The 22,684-nt window shown below is 68.2% G+C and carries 7 protein-coding genes and 1 tRNA gene; 4 read left to right on the forward strand and 4 right to left on the reverse strand.

Annotation, left to right across the window (positions count from 1 at the left end):
* Positions 1–37 precede the first annotated feature (37 nt).
* The gene (locus B0T44_RS14500) at positions 38–14,173 is read right to left on the reverse strand and encodes a non-ribosomal peptide synthetase (RefSeq protein ID WP_077114856.1); all 14,136 of its coding nucleotides are present in this window, start codon (positions 14,171–14,173) and stop codon (positions 38–40) included.
* A gap of 690 nt (positions 14,174–14,863) precedes the next feature.
* Here B0T44_RS14500 and B0T44_RS14510 point away from each other — a divergent pair.
* Positions 14,864–15,781, forward strand: a complete 918-nt coding sequence (locus B0T44_RS14510) for a ribonuclease Z (RefSeq protein ID WP_077114858.1) — start codon at positions 14,864–14,866, stop codon at positions 15,779–15,781.
* 227 nt (positions 15,782–16,008) lie between these two features.
* Here the strand turns inward: B0T44_RS14510 and B0T44_RS14515 are convergent, their stop codons facing one another.
* The 3 genes from B0T44_RS14515 to macS all read right to left on the reverse strand — a co-directional run bounded on the left by B0T44_RS14515 (position 16,009) and on the right by macS (position 20,421).
* Positions 16,009–17,598, reverse strand: coding sequence for a DUF2339 domain-containing protein (locus B0T44_RS14515; RefSeq protein ID WP_077115132.1), 1,590 nt, complete (start codon positions 17,596–17,598; stop codon positions 16,009–16,011).
* A gap of 912 nt (positions 17,599–18,510) precedes the next feature.
* The gene (locus B0T44_RS14520) at positions 18,511–19,182 is read right to left on the reverse strand and encodes a response regulator (RefSeq protein WP_077114859.1); all 672 of its coding nucleotides are present in this window, start codon (positions 19,180–19,182) and stop codon (positions 18,511–18,513) included.
* A gap of 72 nt (positions 19,183–19,254) precedes the next feature.
* Entirely contained in the window at positions 19,255–20,421 is a 1,167-nt protein-coding gene (gene macS / locus B0T44_RS14525; RefSeq protein WP_077114860.1) for a MacS family sensor histidine kinase, read from the reverse strand.
* Positions 20,422–20,590: 169 nt separating this feature from the next.
* Here macS and B0T44_RS14530 point away from each other — a divergent pair, with 169 nt between their 5' ends.
* The 3 genes from B0T44_RS14530 (at position 20,591) to B0T44_RS14540 (ending at position 22,563) form a co-directional block, all read left to right on the forward strand.
* Complete coding sequence (locus tag B0T44_RS14530) at positions 20,591–21,091, forward strand: metallophosphoesterase family protein (protein WP_077115133.1); 501 nt, start codon at positions 20,591–20,593, stop codon at positions 21,089–21,091.
* A gap of 259 nt (positions 21,092–21,350) precedes the next feature.
* The gene (locus tag B0T44_RS14535) at positions 21,351–21,914 is read left to right on the forward strand and encodes a hypothetical protein (protein WP_077114861.1); all 564 of its coding nucleotides are present in this window, start codon (positions 21,351–21,353) and stop codon (positions 21,912–21,914) included.
* A gap of 577 nt (positions 21,915–22,491) precedes the next feature.
* Positions 22,492–22,563 (forward strand) — tRNA-Ala (locus B0T44_RS14540).
* Positions 22,564–22,684 lie beyond the last annotated feature (121 nt).

Below are 22,684 nucleotides of genomic sequence, written 5' to 3' on the forward strand. Positions count from 1 at the left end.
AGTGGATGAGCGGGTCGTCCGGCTCGTTCTTACTTGCTTACTCGACGTCGCTCTCCGGCGCACGATCTCCGCTGGGGGCGGGGAAGAAACCAGTATCGATGAACGACCTGACGTAGGCGTCGAGCGCGGCGGTATCGATCGGCGGGCAATGGATACCGCCGCCGTGCCCGGCCAGCTCCGCGCGAGTGCGGGTGTCGTCGACCCTCGCCGCGACCCCGCCATAGTTACCGCTGACCAGGGCGGCACGTACCAGCGAGTCGTCGCCCGCGGCATCGCGCGCCGCGGCTTCCTCGGCCAGCCTGGTCGCGATCTCCTCCACCGATCCGGTCTCGACCGCAATCCCGTGCTTCGCCAGTGAGCGGAAGATATTGCGGATCGGCACCGGCCGCGTGTTCACCAGGTGGTAGGCCCTGCCCACCGCGGGCCGGGCGGCCAGGGATACGATCGCCGAAGCCACGTAGTTCACCGGCACCAGCGGCATCGCGGCATCGCCGATATCGGGGGCGAGCCCCAGGATGGCGGCGGCACGGATCATATTCCAGAACGAGTCGTCGGCGCTGTTCACGCCGGTGCGCGGATCACCGCAGACAATGCCCGGCCGGTAGATGCTCACCGGGACCCCGCGCTCCCCTGCTTGCCGCACCAGTTGCTCGGCCACCCATTTACTGGTGACGTACCCGTTCCCGGACACTTCATCGATGCGCAGTTCGCCGTCCTCGCGGCCGAGGAAATCCGGTGCGGGCACACCCGGGATCACGGTGTTGACGGTGGAGACGAAATGCACGGGTTTGATCCGCTGCGTGGTCGCCAGCCGCAGCACTTCGCGGGTGCCTTCCACGTTGGCGGCGCGCAGCCGTGCATAGGGTTCGATGTGGTTGACCCGGGCACCGTTGTGGTAGATCACCTCGATGCGCTCGGCGAGCCGATCATAGGCGGGCTGGTCCAGCCCCAACCGCGGCGCGGCCAGATCACTGGCGACGGCGACGATGCGACCGTTGTAGGACTCGTCCCAGATCTGGTACTTCTCCAGCGCATTGCGGATCCGCTTGTGTGCGTGATCGTCGTCGTCGCCGCGCACCAGGCACCACACACGCGCGGAGGTGGCGTGCAGCAGTTCCTGCAGCAGATGCGCGCCGACGAATCCTGTCGCGCCGGTGAGCAGCACCTCCTCCGGCTCCCCCTGGGCCGCTGCGGCGATTCCCGTTGCGTCGATCTCGGGTTCCAGAACGGCATCGGTAGCGACAGTCGCCGAATCGTCGGCCGGGGTCACAGCGGCGGCGCTGTCCGGATCATCGATGCGGGCGGCGAGTCCGCGCACCGTCGGCGTAGTGAACAGGGCAGCCATCGGCACATCGACGCCGAGCCGGGCCGTCAGCGCGCGCTGCAGCGTGAACGCAACCAGCGAGGTGCCGCCGAGTTCGAAGAAATCGTCCTCGGCACCGACCCTGGCGACGGTCAGGACGTCGGCGAACACTTCGGCCACTGCCTGTTCGGTCGCGGTGGCGGGCGCAACGAAATCCCTGGTCCGGAACTCCGGCCGCGGCAGTTCGGCGCGGTTGAGCTTTCCGCTGTCGTTCGTCGGGAAGCTGTCGAGCACCATGATCGCCGAGGGCACCATATACGACGGCAACGTCTGCGCCAGCGATTCGCGTAATACCTCGGCCGCCGTATCGCCGGGTGCGACCACATAGGCGACCAGCTGGTCACCGATCTCCGAGGGCGTCACCATGGCCACGGCCTGTGTCACGGACGACTCGCCCAGCAGCGCGGCCTCGATCTCCCCCAGCTCGATCCGGTGACCGCGGATCTTGGTCTGGAAGTCGATACGTCCCAGGTATTCCAGCACACCGTCGTCGTTGCGGCGCACCAGATCTCCGGTCCGGTACATGCGAGCGCCCGCGGGACCATACGGGTCGGCGACGAACCGGTCCGAGGTCAGATCGGGGCGGCGCAGGTAGCCACGCGCCAGTTGGTCTCCGGCCAGATACAGTTCGCCGACGACGCCGGGCGGGGTCAGATGCAGCCGGGTGTCCAGGACGTAGGTGCGGGTGTTCCACTGCGACGAACCGATCGGCACGGTCGTCCGGTCGCGCGTCGTCGCAGGCCAGTACGTCACCGATACCGCGGCTTCCGTCGGGCCGTACAGGTTGTGCAGTCCGGCGTTCGACAACGCCGCGAAATCGGCGACGGCGCTGGGCGGCAATGCTTCTCCGATGACGAACACGTCACGCAAAGTGGTCAGCTGCTCCGCCCGGGCGGCGGTCAGGAACACCTGCAGCACAGAGGGGACGAAATCGGTGAGTGTCACCCGGTGCGCGGCGATCAGCCCGGCGATATAGTCCGGATCGCGTTGCCCGCCGGGCGCGGCGAGCACCAACTGTCCACCGGTCCACAGGGGAACGAAGAAACCCCACAGTGACACATCGAACGTTGTCGCCGTCTTCTGCAGGTATACATCGGCGGGCCCGAACGCATACTGCGCCGCCATCCATTCCACCTGGTTGACGATCGCGCCGTGCGACACCATCACGCCCTTGGGCCTGCCGGTCGATCCGGAGGTGAACAGCACGTACGCCGGGTTGTCCGGGCGCACCGGAGCGCGCAACTCGCCCACGCCCACCGGAGCTCCGGAATATCCGGACAGATCCTCCGCGGCGAAGTCGATCACCCGAACCCCGGATACCGCCGAGGTGTCGCCGCCTGCGGTCAGCACACAAACAGGCTCGGCTGTCTCCAGCACGTAGGCGATACGCCCGGCCGGATGTTCGAGGTCGAGCGGCAGATACGCCGCGCCCGCGGTCAGCACCGCGTACATGGCGATCACCAATTCGGGCGAGCGTGGGATAGCCAGCGCCACCACGGATTCCGGGCCGACACCTTGCCCGATCAGATACCGGGCGAGCCGGTTGACCCGGTCGTCGAACTCGCGATAGGTCCAGGTGCTGTCCTCGGACACGAGGGCGACCGCGTCCGGGGTGGCGGCGACGCAGCGCCGGTAGCCCGACAGCAGGTGTTCACCCGGAACCGGGTGCGCTGTTTCCACGACATCCGACAGCAGGCTCGACCGCTCGGCCGCATCGACCAGATCGATATCGCCGAGCACCGCGCCCGGCTCGGCGGCGATCCCGCCGAGCAGCCGCACGAACCGGTCGACGAAACCCTGCACGGTGTCGTGGTCGAACATATCGGTGGCGTAGCTGACCACGCCGCCGATTCCGGCGGGTGCACCCGTCTCGTCATAGGTGTCGCCGATCATCCAGTGCAGGTCGAACTGCGAAACCTGCCCGTCGATATCGAGGCCCGCGACGGCCAGCTCCGGCAGCTCCAACGCGACCGGCTCCAGATTCTGGAACGACAGCGCGATCTGATACAGCGGATGCCGGGCCGTCGAACGCACCGGGTTCAGCGCATCGACGAGCCGCTCGAACGGCACGTCCGCGTGCGCGAACGCCTGGATATCGGTGTCCCGCTGGCGGGCGAGCAGCTGGGTGAACGACGCACTCGCGTCATAGCGGGTACGGAACACCAGCGTATTGATGAACATGCCGATCAGATCGTCGAGTTCGGCTTCGCCGCGTCCGGCGACCGGGGAGCCGATGGCGATATCGTCGGTACCCGACAGCCGCGCGAGCAGCACGGCCAGCGCGGTGTGCACGGCCATGAACAGGGTCGCGCCTTCGGCCCGCGCCGCTTCCGCCAGCCTGCGGTGGGTTTCGGCGTCGATCCGCACCGCGACCTGCCCGCCTGCGAAGGACCGGGCCGCCGGACGCGGCCGGTCCGACGGCAGATCGAGCTGATCCGGCAGTCCTGCCAACGCCTGCTTCCAGTAGGCGATCTGCTGCGCCACCAGCGACTCCGGGTCGTTCTCCGAGCCGAGCCGCTCACGCTGCCAGATGCTGTAGTCGGCGTACTGCACCGGCAGCGGCGCCCAGTCCGGGGCCGACCCGCCGCGCCGCGCCGCGTACGCCGTCATCAGGTCGCGGGCCAACGGGCCGATCGAGGAACCGTCGGCGGCGATATGGTGCACCACCATCGCCAGCACGTACTCGCGCCCGGATCGGCCGGTCGCGGGGCCGAGGTCGAACAGCGCGATACGGATCGGCACCTCGGTGGTCAGATCGAAGACCGTCATCGCCAAGGCGACGACGTCCCCGGCCACCTCGGCGGGGTCGACGGACCGGACCGGCATCGCCGGGATCGACTGCGCCGCAGGAAGGATCACCTGCATCGGCGCCGCCTCCGCGACGGCAGGCCCCGCATCCGCGTACGGGTACACCGTGCGCAGGATCTCGTGGCGCTCCACCAGATCCGTGACGGCCGCGCGCAGCGCCTCGGTGTCGAGGTCTCCGGTCAATCGCACCGCCATCGGCACGTTGTAGGCAACGGACGCGGGGTCGAAACGGTTGAGGAACCACACACCCTGCTGGGCCAGGGACAGCGGGATACGTTCGGGGCGAGGACCTGCGACCAGCGCGGGGCGGGCACCGTCGGGTGCGTACTCGTCCAGCCGGGCCGCGAGCTCGGCGACCGTGGTGGCCTCGAACAGCAGCCGCACCGGGATCCTGGTGTTGCGTGCCGCGCCCAGTCGCGCCATGAGCCGGGTGGCGATGAGCGAGTTACCGCCGAGAGCGAAGAAGTCGTCGTCGGCGCCGACCGGGGTCGACGGCTGCAGCAGGTCGGTGAACACGCCCGCCACCAGCTCTTCCTGCTCACCGGACGGCGCTCGGTATGCCCGGGTGTGCAGAACCGGCGCAGGTAATGCGGCGCGATCGAGTTTGCCGACCGGGGTCAGCGGAATCTCGTCGAGCACGATCACGGTGGACGGGACCATATGCGCGGGCAGTACGCGGGCGGCCGATGCGAGGAGCGCCGCGGGGTCGGCGGCCGCACCCGGGGCCGCATGCACATAGGACACGAGGACGGTCGCCCCGGTGGGCAGTTCGTGCCCGACAGTGACAGCGAAATCGACTGTTTCGTGCGCGGCCAGGACCGCGTCGATCTCGCCGAGCTCGATCCGGAAACCACGGATTTTGACCTGGAAGTCGTTGCGGCCCAGGTACTCCAGGTCGCCGTCGGTGGTTCGCCGCACCAGATCACCGGTCCGGTACAGGCGCGCGCCACTGGGGTCGAACGGGTTCGCGACGAACCGGGCTGCCGTCAGTGCGGGCCGCTCGTGATAGCCCCGCGCCACCTGCGCACCGGCGATATACAGTTCGCCGACCGCGCGGTCCGGGACCGGTGTCAGCCGCTCGTCCAGCACGTACTCGGTGATGTTGCGGATCGGCCCGCCGATGGTGACGACCTGCCCCGGCGTCAGCGGTGCGCTGATATTGGTCATGATCGTGGTTTCGGTGGGGCCGTAACCGTTGTAGAACTCGCGGGTCCGGCGGCCTGCAATCGGAATCGACCAGCGTTGCACGAGTTCCGGGGGGCAGGCTTCGCCACCGGCGACCACGACACGCAGTTTGTCCAGACCTGCCGGGTCGAGCGAGGCCAGCGCGGCCGGGGTGATGAACGCATGCGTCACCCGTTCACGGCGCAGCAGCGCGGCCAGCTCCTCGCCGCCGTAGACGGTGGGCGCGGCCACGACCATGGTCGCGGCGCCGCCGACGGCGAGCAGCAGTTCCAGCACCGACGCGTCGAACGACGGCGACGCGAAATGCAGGGTCCGGGAACTGCTGGTCACCCGGTAACGCTCGCGCTGCTCAGCGCAGAAGCTCGCCAGCCCGGCCTGGGTGACGACCACACCCTTGGGTGTTCCGGTCGACCCGGACGTGTAGATGACGTAGGCGGGGTGCTCGGCCCGCAACGGCCGCCTGCGATCGGCGTCGGACACCGGTTCGGTCGAGTAGTCGTCGAGGCGCCGGTCGATCTCGTCGGAGTCGACAGCAACCCAGTCCACCCCGTCGGGCAGGTCTGCCCGCACCGCTGTCACGGTGAGACCGAGCACAGCGCGGGAATCGGTCACCATATGCCGGACGCGATCGACAGGATAGTTGGGGTCGACGGGTACGAACCCGGCGCCGGTTTTCGCGACCGCCCAGACCGCGAGCACCGATTCCAGTGAACGCGGGATACCGACGGCGACCAGGTCCTCGGGGCCGATACCACGTGCAATCAACAGCCTGGCCAGCTGTGTGGAGCGGTCGTCGAGCTCCACGTACTCGATATCGGCCAGTTGTTCTGCGGCGTCGGCGTAGACGACAGCGATACCGTCCGGGTTGTTGTCTACAGCGTCGGCCAATAGTTGCGGCAGCACAGTGATCTCCTTCGGCGCCGGCTCCGGCTCGGCGGACGGAATGGGGGCGAGTAGCGCGTGCTCGCGCTCGCCCGTATCGAGGATGTCGATAGCACCGACGGGGGTGTGTGGGTCGGCGACGACAGCAGCGAGGATCCGTTCGAACCTCCGGCCGAGGCCCTCGATGGTCGTTTCCTCGAAAAGCTCTGTTTTGTAGATGAAAGCAACCGCGAGTTCGCCGTGCGTTCCGTCGTCGCGATACCGCGGCTCGACGGTCACCTGCAGATCGAATTTCGCCACCACATCGCCGGTGTCCAGCGCCGCGACCGTCAGACCTGGCAACTCCAGCGAGGGCTGCTCGGTGTTCTGGAACGACAGCATCACCTGGAACAGCGGATCACCCGAGCCCGTCGCCGCAGGCAGTACCACCTCGACGACCCGCTCGAACGGGATATCGGCATTGGCGAAAGCGGACAGATCGGTGTCGCGGGCCTGTTCGACCAGATCGGTGAAGGTGGCGTCGCCTGCGACGGCGAGGCGCAAGGTCAGCGTGTTGACGAACATGCCGACCAGATCATCGAGAGCGGCGGCGCCGCGACCGGCGATCGGGGTACCGACCGTGATATCCGAGCCGCCGGACAGCCGCGACAGCAGGACCGCCACAGCAGCGTGCACGACCATGAACAGCGACGCGTTGTGTTCGTGGGCGATACCGGCCAGCCCGGCATGCACCTGCGCGGGCACCACGAGACCGAGATGGGCGCCGCGCGTCGATGGCGTGGCCGGGCGCGGCCGGTCCAGCGGCAGCCGCGGCACCTCGGACACGCCGGCCAGCTGCTCCCGCCAGTACGCCAGCTGCTGGGCGGCGACGGACTGCTCATCGCCGTCGTCGCCGATGACCTGGCGCTGCCAGATCGCGTAATCGGCGTACTGCACAGGCAGCGGCGCCCAGCCGGGCGCGATGCCCGCGGTGCGCGCCAGGTAGGCGGTGGCCAGGTCCCGCGCCAGCGGCGCGAGCGAAACACCGTCCGCGGCGATATGGTGCACCACGACGACCAGCAGGTGCTCGTTCGTGCCGGGATCGGTGAACAGCCGGGCGCGCACGGGCGGCTGTTCGGTGACGTCGAACCCGGCGGACAGCAACTCGGCGACGCGGTCGGCGCTTGCGGCGGTCGCTGTGTCGACGGGCAGCCCTTCGGCCAAGGTTTCGGCCACGGACAGGATCTGCTGGTGCGGTTCGCCGTCGGGGCCGTAACCAGGGAACCGGGTGCGCAGCGCCTCGTGCCGTTCGACAACGTCCGCGACGGCCTGCCGCAGCGCGGGCACGTCCAGCTCACCGGTGAGCCGGAGGACGAAGGGCAGGTTGTAGGCCGGGGATTCGGTGTCGACCTGATTGAGCACCCACATACGCTGTTGGGCCAGCGACAGCGGTATCCGTTCCTGGCGTTCGGCCCGGGTCAGCGGGGGCCGGTCGGCCGCGGAGTCGCAGCCGGGAACCACGGCGGTCGCCAATTTCGCCACCACCGGCGCGTCGAACAGGGTGCGCACCGACACCCGTGTATCCAGCGCCGCACTCAAGCGGGCGGTGACCTGAGCGGCGACCAGCGAGTTGCCGCCCAGGGCGAAGAAGTCGTCGTCGACGCCGACCCGGTCGACGCCGAGGACCTCGGCGAACACTCCGGCCACGATCTCCTCGATCGGCGTGGACGGCGCCCGGAAAGCTCGGCCGCGCAACGCAGGCCGCGGCAACGCCTGGCGATCGAGTTTGCCGCTGGTGTTGAGCGGCAAAGCAGGCAGCTCCGTCACGGTGGCCGGCACCATATACGCGGGCAGCGTTGCGCCCAGCTCGGACAGCAGCGCCGTCGCATCGATCGCGGCGCCCGGCGCAGGCACCGCGTACGCCACCAGCTGGTCCCCCAGCTCCGAGGCCACCACCTGGACAACGGCCTGACTCACCGACGGCTGCGCCAGCAACGCCGATTCGATATCACCGAGTTCGATGCGCTGACCACGGAACTTCACCTGGAAGTCGCTGCGGCCCAAATAGTCCAGCACGCCGTGTTCCCGCGGCCGCCACTGCACCAGATCGCCGGTGCGGTACATCCGCTCGCCTGCCTCGAACGGGTTGGCGACGAACCGTTCTGCGGTCAGGTCGGCCCGCGCCACATAACCGCGCGCCAGCTGATCCCCGGCCAGATACAGTTCGCCGGTGACCCCGGCAGGAACCGGCCGCAACCGGGAATCCAGGACATAGACCCGGCTGTTGCCCTCCGGCGTTCCGATGGGCACGCTGTGTTCGGCGCCGGTCACCGGCCAGTGCGTCACCGACACCGCGGCCTCGGTCGGGCCGTACAGGTTGTGCACGGCCGCATCGGAGATCGCGTGCAGCGCGGCGACGGTTTCGGGGGGCAGCGCCTCGCCGGCCACGAAAACTTGCCGCAGGGTGGTGACTGCGTCCGGTGTGGTGTGGGCCGCGAACACGGCGAGCATCGACGGGACGAAGTCGGTGACCGTCACCCGTTGGGCGGCGATGGTTTCGGCGAGATACGCCGGGTCGCGGTGACCGTCGTGGGTGCCGATAACCAGTGTCGCGCCGGCACGCAACGTCATGAAGTAACCCCACAGCGACACGTCGAAGACGGTCGGGGTTTTCTGGAAGTACACGTCGTCCGCGCCCATCGGATACGTGTCGAGCATCCAGGAGATCTGGTTGTGGATCGCCGCATGCGATACCGCGACCCCTTTCGGTCGCCCGGTCGAACCCGAGGTGAACAGCACATAGGCAGGGTTGTCCGGATGCAGCGGGCGCAGCAGTTCCTGCGCGCGCACCGGGTCGCCGTCGAGGCCGTGCAGATCTTCGGAGTCGAGGTGCAGCACCACGGTTCCGTCCGGCACCGGCACCGCGTCGGTGTCTGTGGTGGTGAGCACGCACACCGGTTGCGCGGTGCGCAGCACGTGGCCGATGCGTTCCGCCGGATGATCCGGGTCCAGCGGCACATACGCCCCGCCAGCGGTGACGATCGCGTACATGCCGACGACCAGGTCGAGCGAACGCCGGACCGCCAGCCCGACCAGTGTTTCCGCACCGACTCCGTGCGCGATCAGCAGCCGGGCGAGCCGGTTGACGCGCTCGTCGAACTCCCGGTACGTCAGCTCGGCGCCCTCATAGACCACGGCGATACGGTCCGGGTGCTCACGGACCGCGCGGCGGTAGCCGTCCAGCAGCAGGCCGGGTTCGGTCGAGTAGCGGGTGTCGTTCCACTCCAGCAGAATCCGGTCCCGTTCGGTGGCCGACAGCATGATGTCGATATCGCCGACGCGGGTGTCGTGCGCGTCGAGCAGCGCGTCCAGCACGCGGAACATCCGCGCCGCGAACGATTCCACGTCCTCGGCGGTGAACCGGCTGCGCAGATATTTCCAGGTCAGTTCGATCGTCGATTGCGCTGTCACCAGCAATGTCAGCGGGTAATGCGTATCGTCGCGCAGACCGACACCGGTCACCGACACACCGTCGACGGAGCTCACCGCGGCGATGGCGTCCCGGTCGATCGGGTAGGACTCGAAGACCAGCAGCGTGTCGAACAGCGCCCCGGGCCCGGCGACGCGTTCGATATCGGTGAGGCCGAGGTAGTGGTGATCCAGCAGGTCGGCCTGTTCACGCTGCAGGGTGCGCAGGAAATCGTCGACTGTGGCGTGTTCGTCGACTCGCACCCGCACCGGCAGCGTGTTGATGAACAGGCCGACCATCGATTCCACACCGGTCAGCTGCGCCGGACGACCGGACACCGTCGCGCCGAATACTACGTCGTCGCGGCCGGTGAGCCTGCCGAGCAGAATGCCCCATGCCGCCTGGATCAGCGTGTTCACGGTGATCCCGAGTTCGGCGGCGCGTGCGGTGATCCGGCGCGTCCGGTCGGCGTCGACGCTGGTCACGTGTGCGCCGATAGCGTAGTTTTCGGCGGTTCGCGGCTGCCGCGCGAGCAGGGTCGGCTCGTCCGCGCCGGCCAGGGCCTGCGCCCACACCCGCAGCGATTCCTCGCGGTCGCGGCCGGCCAACCAGCTCAGGAAGTTGCGGTAGGAGGCGACCCGCGGCAGTGCGGACTGATCGCCGCGTGTCGCGTACAGCACGAGGACGTCACGCAGCAGCAGCGGCATCGACCAGCCGTCGAGCAGGATGTGATGGGTGGTGATCACCAGATGCCACTGTGGTCCGTCCGGGCCGTTCCCACTGCGGTACAGGGTGAATCGCATCAGCGGCGCCGTCGACGTCTCGATCTGCGTGCGGCGTTCGGCCGCGGCCAGCCGATGCAGTTCAGCATTCCGCTGGAGCTCGGGCAGCTGCGTCAGATCCACTTCTCGCCAGGGCGCCTCGACGCGGTCCATGATCAGTTGCGCGGGACGGCCTTCGGTGTCGGTGACGAACGCGGTCCGCAGGTTCGGGTACCGGTCGAGCACCGCCTGCGCGGCGGCCCGCAGCCGCTCGATATCCAGCTCTCCGCTCAGATCCACTTGCGCCTGAGTGGTGTACACGTCGACGCTCGACTGGGCCATCAGCGCATGGAACAGCAGCCCGGCCTGCAACGGCGACAGCGGCCACACATCCTGCAGCGCCGGATACTCCCGTTCCCAGCGTTCGATCTGTGCTTGGCCGACTGTCACCAACGGCAGATCCGATGGCGTGCGACCACCGGAGTCGGGGTGGTGAGCGTGCTGTGCCAGCGCATGCAGGGCAGCCACCCACAGGTCGGCGAATTCCTGCACGCGTTCCCGGGTCAACAAGCCGGTCGGGAAGGCGAACGACGCACCGAGCTGCGGGCCGTCGGGACCGTCGGTGACGATCGCGTTGATATCGAGGACACCGCCGGCGGGCATATCCGCATCCATCACGGCATCCAGCTGTCCCAGGTCCGCGACCGGCGCCCAACCGAACTCCGCGAGCTGCCCGGCGGCTTCCCCGGTCGAGACACGACCCAGATAGTTGAAGCTGATCTGTCCGGCATCGCCCAGCGCTGCGGCGGTTTCCGGGTTCGACCAACGCAGCAGCCCATAGCCCAGCCCCTTGCCGGGCACCGCGCGCAGCTGCTCCTTCACGGATTTGACGATGTCGCCAAGGGCTTTTCCGCCCGCGAACGCTTCGTCGAGGTCAGCGCCGTGCAGATCCAGCCGGACGGGGTGGACGCTGGTGAACCAGCCGACCGTCCGCGACAGGTCCGCGCCCGCGACGGCGTCTTCTTCCCGGCCGTGTCCTTCCAGCCGGATCAGCGTTGCACCCCCGGCGGTTTCACCGCGCCACCTGCTCACCGTCACAGCGAGCGCCGACAGCAAGCCGTCGGCGACGCCACCGTGGTACCGGCCCGGCAGTACGGTCAGCAGCGCCTCGGTGATATCGGCGGGCACGGTGGCTTCGACGCGGTCGACGGTGGCGAAAGTGTCCACAGCAGGGTCGAATGCCCGCGCACCCAGCGGTGGGTCGTCGGTTGCCGTCACCTGTTGCCAGAACGGCATTTCCGCCACGATATGCGGCTGTTGCGCGGCGGCGGTGAGGGCGTGCGCCCAGCTGCGCATCGACGTCCCGTTCTCCGGCAACGCCACCGGCCGACCGGCCGCCAGTTGCGACCAGGCAACGGCCAGATCCGGGATCAGGATCCGCCAGGCAACGCCGTCGATCACGAAATGGTGGGCGACGACCAGCAACACATCGCGGCGCCGTCCGGTTGCGGTGCCGGCGGCTTCAGCTGTGCCGGACGCCGCCGAGGATGAGCCGGTGAACGAGAACCAGACGAACTGCAGCATCACCGCATTCGCCGGGTCGAGGCGGCCGAGGGCGGCATCGTATTCGACGCCGGCCCGCCGGGACAATTCCGTGTCGTCGATATCGCCGGGCAGCTCCACCCGGTGCACCAGCGTGTCGGCCTGCACGGCGCCACGTTCCAGTGTCGTGAAGTTCCACGCCGCGTCTGTCCCGTCGCTGCGCCGCAGCCGGGCGCGCAGTACGTCGTGATGGTCGAGCACCGCGCCGAGGGTCGCGACGAGCGTGGTGTGGTCGATGCCCTCGGGTAGCCGCAGCGCCATCGACTGCGAGAACCGCTGATAGGACGAGCCTGCGGCCAGCGTCGCGGCCATGATCGGTGTCAGCGGGATCTCGCCTACGCCGCTGCCCGGCAGTTCGGCGAGCCGCTGCCGTGGTGCGCCGTCTGCCGTGGCGACCTCGGCCAGGGCGGCGACGGTGCGGTGATCGAATACGTCGCGCGGGGTGAACAGCACACCGCGCATCTTGGCGCGCGCTACCAGCTGGATCGACAGGATCGAGTCACCGCCCAACGCGAAGAACGAATCGTCCAGGCCGACCTCGTCCACTCCGAGCACGGCGGCGAACACCTCCGCGATCACGGTCTCGGCGTGAGTGACCGGCGCACGGAACTCGCGCGTCGCGAAAACCGGTGTGGGCAGCGCGGTACGGTCCAATTTCCCGGCCGGGGTGAGCGGGATCCGGTCGAGCACGGTGATCGCGGCGGGCACCATATGTTCCGGCAGCCGCTTCCCGGCGAAATCGGCGACATCACCGATGTCCAGCTCGGTCTGCGGGCGCGGCAGCACGTACGAGACCAGGCCCGTCGCTCCGGACGGGAGGGTCCGGTCGAGGGTTACGGCGAAGTCCACAGCGGGGTGCTCGGTCAGCGTCGTGTCGATCTCGCCCAGCTCGATGCGGTAGCCGCGGATCTTCACCTGGTAGTCGGTGCGGCCGAGGAATTCGAACGAGCCGTCATCGGTACGGCGCACCAGATCGCCGGTCCGGTACATCCGTCCGCCCGGGGCGCCGCCATCGGCGCCGAACGGATTGGCGACGAACCGTGCGGCTGTCAGTGCAGGCCGGTCGGAATAACCTTGCGCCAGCGCCGGTCCGGCCAGGTACAGTTCGCCGCCGACACCTGCTGGTACCGGTCGCAGGCCTGCATCCAGCACGAATGCGCCGACTCCCGCAATCGGCGTGCCGATGGTCACCGCAGCGTCCGGAGCCAGCTCGGTGCTGGTGACCACAATGGTTGCCTCGGTGGGGCCGTAGGAGTTGAACAAGGTCCGGTTCGGTCCCGCCCAGCGCCGCACCAGCTCGGGTCCGAGCCGGTCCGCGCCGAATACCACGACCCGCAGATCGTCGAGCCCGGACGGATCCACGGTTTCCAGTGCACTGGGCGTGATGAGCAGATGTGTGATCCGCTCCCGCAGCAGCATTTCCTTCAACTCCGCACCCGCGTACACGGTCGGCGGTGCCACCACGAGAGTCGCGCCCGCGGCGAACGTGAAAAGAAATTCCTCTAGCGAGAAATCGAAACTCGGGGAGATGACGTGCAGGACACGGGAATCGGCGGTTACCGAATACTGCTGCCCCAGCGCGGTGACGGCCGCGAGTCCCTGATGGGTGACCACCACGCCTTTCGGTTTGCCGGTCGATCCGGAGGTGTAGATCAGGTAGGCGGGGTGCCGGTGGTCGACCGGCCGCACCCGATCGGCGTAGGAGATCGGGTGCGCCGGATACTCGGCAACGCGCGCCACCTGCGCGGGATCGTCGAGCGTCAGCCATTCGACACCGCCGTCGAGCACGGCCCGATATGCGGCGGTGGTCAACCCAAGCCTCGCCTGCGAATCGGCGAGCAGATGCGCGACCCGTTCGGGCGGGTAGCTGGGATCCACCGGCATGTACGCCGCACCCGTTTTCGCGACAGCCCATACAGCGAGTACGGATTCGATGCTGCGCGCGATACCGACCGCCACGATATCGCCTGCACCGACCCCGCGGGTGATGAGCTCACGCGCCCAGCGCGAGGAGGTTTCGTCGAGTTCCCGATAGGTCAACTGTCGCTGATCGGACGGATCACCTGTCGGATTGAAGCGGACGGCAACCGCGCCGTCCGCGGATTCCACGGCGGCGGTCAGCAAATTACCGAAGAGTAGGCCAGCTCGACGACGACTACCTCGCGAGGAACGACGTTCCCTACTCATTCTTCTGTTGCACCCTCTCGCCTGTATGCCGACTCGCTCGCGTAAGTAGCACTTTCTGGCAGAAGCGCGGTGTCGAGCGAGCAATCATATTGCCGTGAGCCAAACGTCCTGAGTACGAGCGAAAACCCGCACCTGTCCCCCGTGACGAAAATACGAACGCCCGGCGCGCCGAGGGCGGGCCCGAGAACTTTCCCTCCCCCGAGTCGCTGGCCAAGAGCATAGTGTGGCGCAGCGCCGACTCGCACATCACGCAGGTGGGGACCCTTCGAACCGGGCAACGCACCGACGGCGAACCATACGACCGGATCGTAGCCGGTCACCTGACCACGACGCGGGACCTGCGCGCGGAGGAGCCGCCGTTCATCGCACGCTGCGCGTACTGCACCTCCGGCCCGAAGGCAGGTATAGACGTCGACTCGTGTCTGACCTCACCACACCTCCTGTTCGCGCTGTCTGTGCCGGTCGCCGACCATATCATCCGGGTGCGACGGTCCTGATGCGCTGCATCGGCTCCGGCCTTTGGTTACGGTCGGCCACTGTGAGCATCGTCGCCATATGCCGCGCCGCCGGGCGAGGCGGGCATCGCCGTACCCCTGGCCGGTCCTGCCGCAACACGGGGGGTCGATGATGTCGCAGCGTGAACTCGTCGTGCTCGGCACCGCCAGCCAAGTGCCGACCAAACATCGCAACCACAACGGTTACCTGCTGCGCTGGGGGCGGGAAGGCGTGCTGTTCGATCCTGGGGAAGGCACTCAGCGGCAGATGACGTTCGCGGGCGTGTCGGCCAGCGATATCACCCGGATCGCGCTCACCCATTTCCACGGCGATCATTGCCTCGGCCTGCCGGGCATCGTGCAACGCATCAACCTGGACCAGGTCGCCCACCCGGTGGAGGTGTATTACCCGGCTTCGGGGCAGATGTATTTCGACCGGTTGTGCGCAGCAACCCCGTTTCGCCAGACGGTGGAGCTGCACCCGCATCCGGTGACCGGTCCAGGGCCCCTGGCGGCGCCCGACGCGCCTTTCGTCATCGAAACCGCGCCGCTGTCGCATTCTGTCGATGCCATCGGCTACCGGCTGACCGAACCCGACACCCGGCGTATGCTGCCGGACCGCCTCGCCGCGCTCGGCGTGCACGGCCCCCTGATCGGGCAGCTACAACGTGACGGATCGATCCGGCACAACGGCCGCACCATCACCCTCGCCGAGGTCAGCGAGCACCGCGCCGGTCAGAGCTTCGCTTTCGTCATGGACACCCGGATGTGCCCCGGTGTGCTGCACCTGGCCACCGGCGTCGACATGCTGGTCATCGAGGCAACCTTCCTCGACGAGGACGCTCACCTCGCGGACGAATACGGCCACCTCACCGCGGGCGGAGCCGCCCGCGCCGCCGCGGAAGCCGGCGCACACACCCTCGTGTTGACCCACTTCTCCCAGCGCTACCGGACCCTCGACGCGCACCGCACCGAAGCCGCCCGGTATTTCCCCGGCCCCATCGTCGGCGCCGAAGACCTGAACCGCATACCGCTCCCACCACGTCGGTGACCCCGGCGCCGTTCGCACCACAGCGGTCGTCAACGCCATGGCGCCCGGCGACACCACCCCGGATCATGCGTTCTACGGGATGTGGTCACGCCGTAGGATCCTGACAGCGAGGCCGGCCTGGCGGACGAAGTAGTCTCCCGCCCCTGAACGTGGTCGTAGCCGCTGAGACACCGACCGGAACTGCTCGCGCCGGAACCTACGGTGCGGGCAGTTCTCGGGGGTTCCGATCACCGCTGCGGTTTCTCCGGGCCTTCCTTCCCGTTCCTCGCTCCCACCTCAGCGAACGCGGTCGCATAGCGGGTGCCGACGACGAGGAGCAGAATGCCGACGGCCAGGAACGCCGCGACGCGGATCAGGCCGTCGAGGGTGGCCAGATCGAACAGGAACAGTTTCGCCAGCGCAGCGGCCGTGACCAGCAGCCCGGAGCCGAGCGCGACCTTGGCAACGGCGGCTTCCGCGGCAAGGTTGCGCAGACCATGCAGCAGGGCTCCGGTCGCCCCGGCCATCCACATGATCGTGGCGATACTGTGGCCGATGACGAAACCGTTGTCGGCGCCGCTCGTCGTGCCGATCGCCACAGTGGCGGCGGTCACAAGGTAGAGCATCACCGCGCTGGCCGCGACCCACAGCAGCGATTCCCCGGTGACACCCGCGGACCAGGCGGGAATTCTGGGCAGCGCCCACCAGCCGACCGCGACCACGGCCAGCCCTGTTACGGCCGCGATCGCTGTCGTCGTCCCGAGTTCCTGCTCGGCGAGGCGTTGCAGCGCCAGCGTTTCCGGGCTCGCCGTGGCGAGGAACGCGAGACCGCCGAGGGTCGTGAACGCCGCACCGAGCGCGGCCCCGACCGTGGACCGCAGCTGACCTGCGGCGCCCAGGAAGCCGAGCGCGACCAGGAACAGGGCGATCGGCAAGGTTGCACCGTCGGTGACGGCCACGCAAGCCTCCAGTAGCGCGAACGCCCCTGTCACTGCCGCCGCAGTAGCCGTATGCCCGGGGATCCGCACTTTGTTACGGACTCCCGGCAGCGCCGCGCTCACCGCGACAGCCAGCAGCACCACCGCGTATACGGCCGCGATGAGCACAGCTGTGCGCCGTTCGAACAGCGCGACCACGGTGAGCAGTGGCGCTGCGGCGGCCGCGAAGGTCAGCGTGGCCATGATGTCCGTGGGGCGGTGGCGCACCACGACCACGGTGCCAACCACCCCGACCACCGCCACCGCGGCCGCCGCGGCAAGCAACAGGTAGAGCTGGTCCCGCGCCGGAGTAGCGACAGCCGCGGCAGCGATGCTCGACAAGGTGGCCAGCACCGCGGGCAGCGTGCGGGCAATATGCAGCAATGGCCAGTCGCGGCCGGTCTGCACCGGAACACACGCCAGTTGCAGCACGATCAGGAAAGCCAGCAGTACCAGATCGGTCGTGATGAACGCCGAGAACACTCCCGCTCCCGCCACCACCAGCACCGCGAACGGCTGAGACCGCCACTGCACCGCGAGCCCGACCCCGACCGCAGCCACCGCCGCGGCCGCGGCGAGCCCCGGCACCGGATGCAGCCAGTGATAGATCGAGGTCACGGCGACCACATCCAGGTACGCGCCCGCTACACCGGTAGCGGCCAAAGCGATACCGCCCACCCGTCCCCCTGGCCGCTTGTACACCCGGAACCCCGCTGCGACCAGCCCCGCCGAGAACACCGCCCCCGCGGCAACCCTGGGTACCGGCCCGAACAGTCCCGCCTGCGCCGCCAGCACGAGCAGCATCACCACCCCGATCAAAGTGACCGCGACACCGGCGACAGCCAGTACCCAGCTGATCACACCGTCACGCTGCCACCATGGAGTACGGGCCGGCGCCTGCTGACGGCTACCGGGCGGCGGGACCGTGCCGGGCCGGGCAGCATGGCCTCCCGCGGCACCCGTCGGGACTGGATGAGGCGGGAGATAGGGAGGCTGATATCGCGACCTCCAGGCAGGGGAGGCAGGCGGCGCGGAATACGGGCGCGACGGCCATGTCGGCATCGGCCCCCAGGGCGGCACCGCTGCGGGACCGCTACCGGCCGTGCCGGCCGGAGGGATGCTGGGTGCCCCGGGAACCGCGCTCGCATCTCTCGGTTCAGTGCCTCCTGTCGGAGGCCACGACGATGTTCTGCCTGGGAACCGTTCGGCGGAGCCCGTCGCATCACCGCATTCGGCAGAGCCCGTCGACCCGCTGACACCTGCGGCGCTGTCCTGGTTCGACGGCGTCGGCGCGGCCATTTCCGGGGCAGCAGGAGTGCACGGAGGGGCCGCCGCGTCTTCCGTCACCGCAGATGAGGCGGACCGGTCGCCGCGCGCGTCTCTCGCGATCCCGGACTGCTCGTCGGCTGCCGGGCACGCAGGGTCCGCGCCGAGGTTCGAATCCAGAGCTTCACCGGCTCCTGACACCGCGCCCGTCGGCACACCCGCATCGTCCCGGGCAGCAGGTTCGGTCGTGGTGGTCGGCGGGAAAGCCAGACGACGGCCGCTCGACGCCAGCACCTGCGTGTGCAGCAATTCCAGGTCGCGTCCGAGCACACCCATCTGTGTTCCCAGCTCGCTGAACTCGCCGGACAGGCGAGCGACCAGGGCCGGATCGATCGAGGTTGTCATGCTTTTCATGCTCGGCCGCACAGCGGCGTCCGGCATGAGTAGAAACACTCGGTGCTGATGCGAGAACTACGCGATTTCTGCCGGAACACGTGCAGCAGAGCCCTATTCGAGCCCCTGCTCGATGGCGTACCTGGTGAGCTCGACACGATTGGCCAACTGGAGTTTACGCAGGGTGGCCTGCACATGGTTTTCGACCGTGCGATGACTCACCCCGAGCCGTACCCCGATCTGCTTGGCGGACAGCCCCTTGGCGACCATCCGCAGTACCTCGGTTTCGCGTTCGGTCAGCGCGGGCCGCTGCGGTTCCCCCGGCTCGGCGGCGGCGGTGGCCATCCTGCGGTATTCGCCGAGCACCAGACCGGCCAAACCCGGAGTGAACACCGGTTGCCCGGCGGCCGTCGCGCGCACCGCGTCGATCAGTTCCGCCGCGGACGCACTCTTCACCAGGTAACCGGAGGCGCCCGCCTTGATCGCCTCGAGCACGTCGTCGCGTTCGGCCGAAGCCGACAGCACCAGCACCCGACTGTCCGGCGACACTCGCAGCACGTCGGCGGTGGCCTGCGCGCCGCCACCATCGGGCAGCGACATATCCATCAGCACTACCGTCGGCCGCACCGCGGCGGCCCGCCGGATCGCCGACCCGACACCGTCGGCGGTCGCGGAAATATCGAATCCTGCCTCGGCGAGGTCACGGGACACTCCGTCACGCCACATCGGGTGGTCGTCGACCACCATCACCGAAATCCGCTCGGCTGCGGCAGCATCGGTCGCCATGGCTGCTCCTCCCGCAGTCGACGCACCGGATCAGGCCACCCTCATCGTGCCAGATTCGCAGCGGGTGCGTCTTCAGGTACGCGGCACCCGGAATTCCCACTCGGTACCCTCGCCCGTGATCCCCTCGGTCAGCAGTTCGGCGGTTCCGCCCAGTGCGGCGATACGGCCGGTGATGGAGCGCGCCACACCCATCCTGCCTTCCGCTTCCGCCTCGGCCAGCCTGCCCGGCGGGATACCGGTGCCGTCGTCGCGCACGCTGACGATCAGCTCCGTACCGGTGTCTTCCAGCAGCACATACGCGGTGGCGTCCGGCCCGGCATGTACCTCGACGTTGGTGAGTGCAGCCGCCACCGCCGCGGCGATCTCGTTCGCCGTCCAGCGTCCCGCGCGCACCGGCTCGCCCGGTGTCGAAACGACCACTGTCGGGGTGGCGTGTGCGGTCAACAGCGGACGCAGATCTACCTCCCGGCCTCCCGCGTCGCCGCGCCCGCCTTGTTCGGAGAGCAATACCCGCAACGCCACCTCCTGCTCCCCCGCCCGCTGCGCCAATTCCATGGCAGGCCCGCCGATCGCGCTACCGCGACGTGTGATGTAGCTGAGGACCTGGAGTACGCCGTCGTGCACCTCACGCGCCAGCCGTTCCCGTTCTTCGGCGGCCGCGGTCATCCGCACGGCCCGCTGTAACTGCGTCTGCGCCCGGCGCGCGGTATCGGCGGCGAGCCCCAACGCCAACCCCACCGACACCAGCACCGGGGCCGTCGCATCACTCCACACGTCCTCGCCCCACTGTTCCCGCACGGTGATGATCACCGCCGTGATCAGCAGGCCGGAAGCAACCCCCAGCACCGGGCCGCGCAGGATCGCTGCGGAGATCACCGCGTTCGCCGCCCACATGGTGGTCGGCAGGGTCTGGTGTCCGTGATACCAGTCGTAGTCGGCGACCAGCCTGGTCGCGGCGATCAACCCGATCACCACCAGATGATCGCCGACCACCACCCACCTGCGTATTCGCGTGGCATCCTGGCCCTCCCACCGCGACAGCAGCAGCGCCGACACCCCCGACCAGATCACCATGAACGCGATGAAAACCCAGCTCAGCTGCTGGTTCTGGTAGTGCGGCACCGAGGCGATCTGCTGGCCGACCGCATACAGCAGCGTGACCAACCGGAACGCCTGCACCGCCCGCCACAGCGGGGCGACGGCCGCATCGGCCGGGTTGAGCTCGTTCGGCGGGCTCATAGGTTCTCTCCTATTTCACCGTGCCGGGAGCCCGTGCTCGCGGCCCACGGACCCGATACTCGTCGAGTATGCGGCCTCCCACCAGCCGTACGGTCGTACTTGGCCCTGCTCCCCTGGCCTCGGAATGCGGCTGAGCAGCGCGTCGCTGAGTGCGTGGTACACCGGAGCAGTGAAGCTGCTCATCATCTCCGACACCCACGTGCCGAATCGGGCGCGGGATCTGCCGGAGCGGCTCTGGCGTGAGGTCGACGCGGCCGATGTGGTCGTGCACGCCGGTGACTGGGTGGAGGTGGGGTTGCTGGATCGGCTCGAGGAACGCAGTGCGCGTCTGATCGGCGTGTACGGCAACAACGACGGACCGCTGCTGCGGGCCCGGCTTCCCGAGATCGCCAGGGCCGAACTCGACGGGCTGCGGCTGGCGGTGGTGCACGAGACCGGAGCCGCGAAGGACAGGGAGCAGCGGTGTGCGCGCGCCTTCCCCGATACCGATGTGCTGGTGTTCGGCCACAGCCATATTCCGTGGGACAGCGTCACCGATACCGGGCTCCGGCTGCTCAATCCGGGATCGCCCACCGATCGGCGAAGACAGCCGGAACACACCTACCTGACAGCGGAGATCGACGCGGGGCGGCTGAGCCGAGTCGAGTTGCACACGCTGAGGCAGAGCTGACCGTTTCCCGCGGTACCGCGGCTCACTTTGCTGCTCTACCGCAGGTCAACGACATCATCCTTGCCAGTATGTGAATCCGGTGCTATATCAGATCTATGTCAGGTAATGAAGATTATCTGGCCATTCATGCGAAGAAGCGGAGCTGAAAGCGACTGCTGCCCAGCAGCTTGTCGTCGATCTCGCGCTGCCTCTTCCCGTCCCCCCGTCCGGGCAACCGGATCGGGCCACTGCAACGACTTGCCCCGGAGGTCCTTTCGTCATGACATACCCCGCTGAGACCAATCATGTCGTCGACGCCACTTTCCCGGGCAATCCCGGCCCGTACCCTCAGAGCAATCCGCGCCCGTATACTCCGGCCCGGCCGACACCGAACCTGCCTGCCGTACCGCAGCGTCCGAGCGAATGGCATCCCGGGATGCTGTGGTGGGATGCGCGCACCGTGCTGGTGACCCGCCGGATCGCACCCGGCCAGTGGGCCACGGTCCCGCGCCTGGTGGTCCCGATCGACCACGGCAGGCTCGCGTTCCGGGTGTCGTCCCACTCGGACGAAGCGCAGCAGTTGGCGCAGGACAGGCGAATCATCGTGCAGGCCGGCGACTGGCGGGGCAGGCCAGCCCTGGGATCCCGGCAGCATCAAGGCACCGCCCACTTGGTGCGCGGCGGCCCCCTGCTCAACAAAGTACGGGAAGGCATTCGCATCAAATACGGGATGCGGGTCGCGCTGGCGCGGATGGCGCACCGTGCTGCGCTCGGGTCGGCCCCGTACGCCGATATCGCCGTAATCGTCACGATCCACGAGGGTCCGCCGTTCGTCGTGCCGTAGTACCCGTTCGCCCGTCGGGCACAACGGGAACGGAACCGGTCAGAGGCGGCGCCTACTACTTCCGTGCCGCCTCTGCCTGTGGTTCCTGGTCACCCGGGCCTCGTCAGGATGCCGCTGCCCCGAGATCATGGACATGTTCACCACATGGCGGCGTATGGGTGGCGGCAAGCTGACGGTCCTCGGTGAGAAACCACGTTGCGCCCTACTACGTCGACTCCATCCGTGCTGCCCGCTGGCTAATCGAAAGGGCGCCAGGCTGCATTGTTTCGTCGCAGGATGTCGCAAAGCTACCGGTAGGGCATCGGTGAGCGGAAACGTCCCGGCCACCGCCTGCTGCCACAACGCGTTGGCGTTCCCTTGCCCCACGTCCATATCGATGTGCCCACCCTTCCGCAAACTGCCCTCAATGTACTGGACGCATGCCTACGCCAATCGGTTCCACCGATCGCAATAGCCTGACACCTACCCCACCTGCAAGGGTGAGCCGGTCTTGTACCCGTCTTGTTCGAACTCTGTGTTTACTGGAGGTCGCACCACCTGTCGTGATGCAAATGGCATCGCAGGTACAGTCCCCTGCCGTGGTGTAGCTCAGTTGGTAGAGCCCCGTTCGGCATGTGGGCAGTCGCGGGTTCGATTCCTGCCTCCATGGCCCTTTCACCTCGCCGATCTGTACCGCGTGCTCTAAGGGATGGCGGCCACAGCGGCACGTGGACCTGAGCGCCAGCCGGTACGGATACGGCGGCAACGTCTGGCGGGAACACGCCATCGGT

The organism is Nocardia donostiensis (genome assembly GCF_002081715.1).
Lineage (GTDB): Bacteria > Actinomycetota > Actinomycetes > Mycobacteriales > Mycobacteriaceae > Nocardia > Nocardia donostiensis.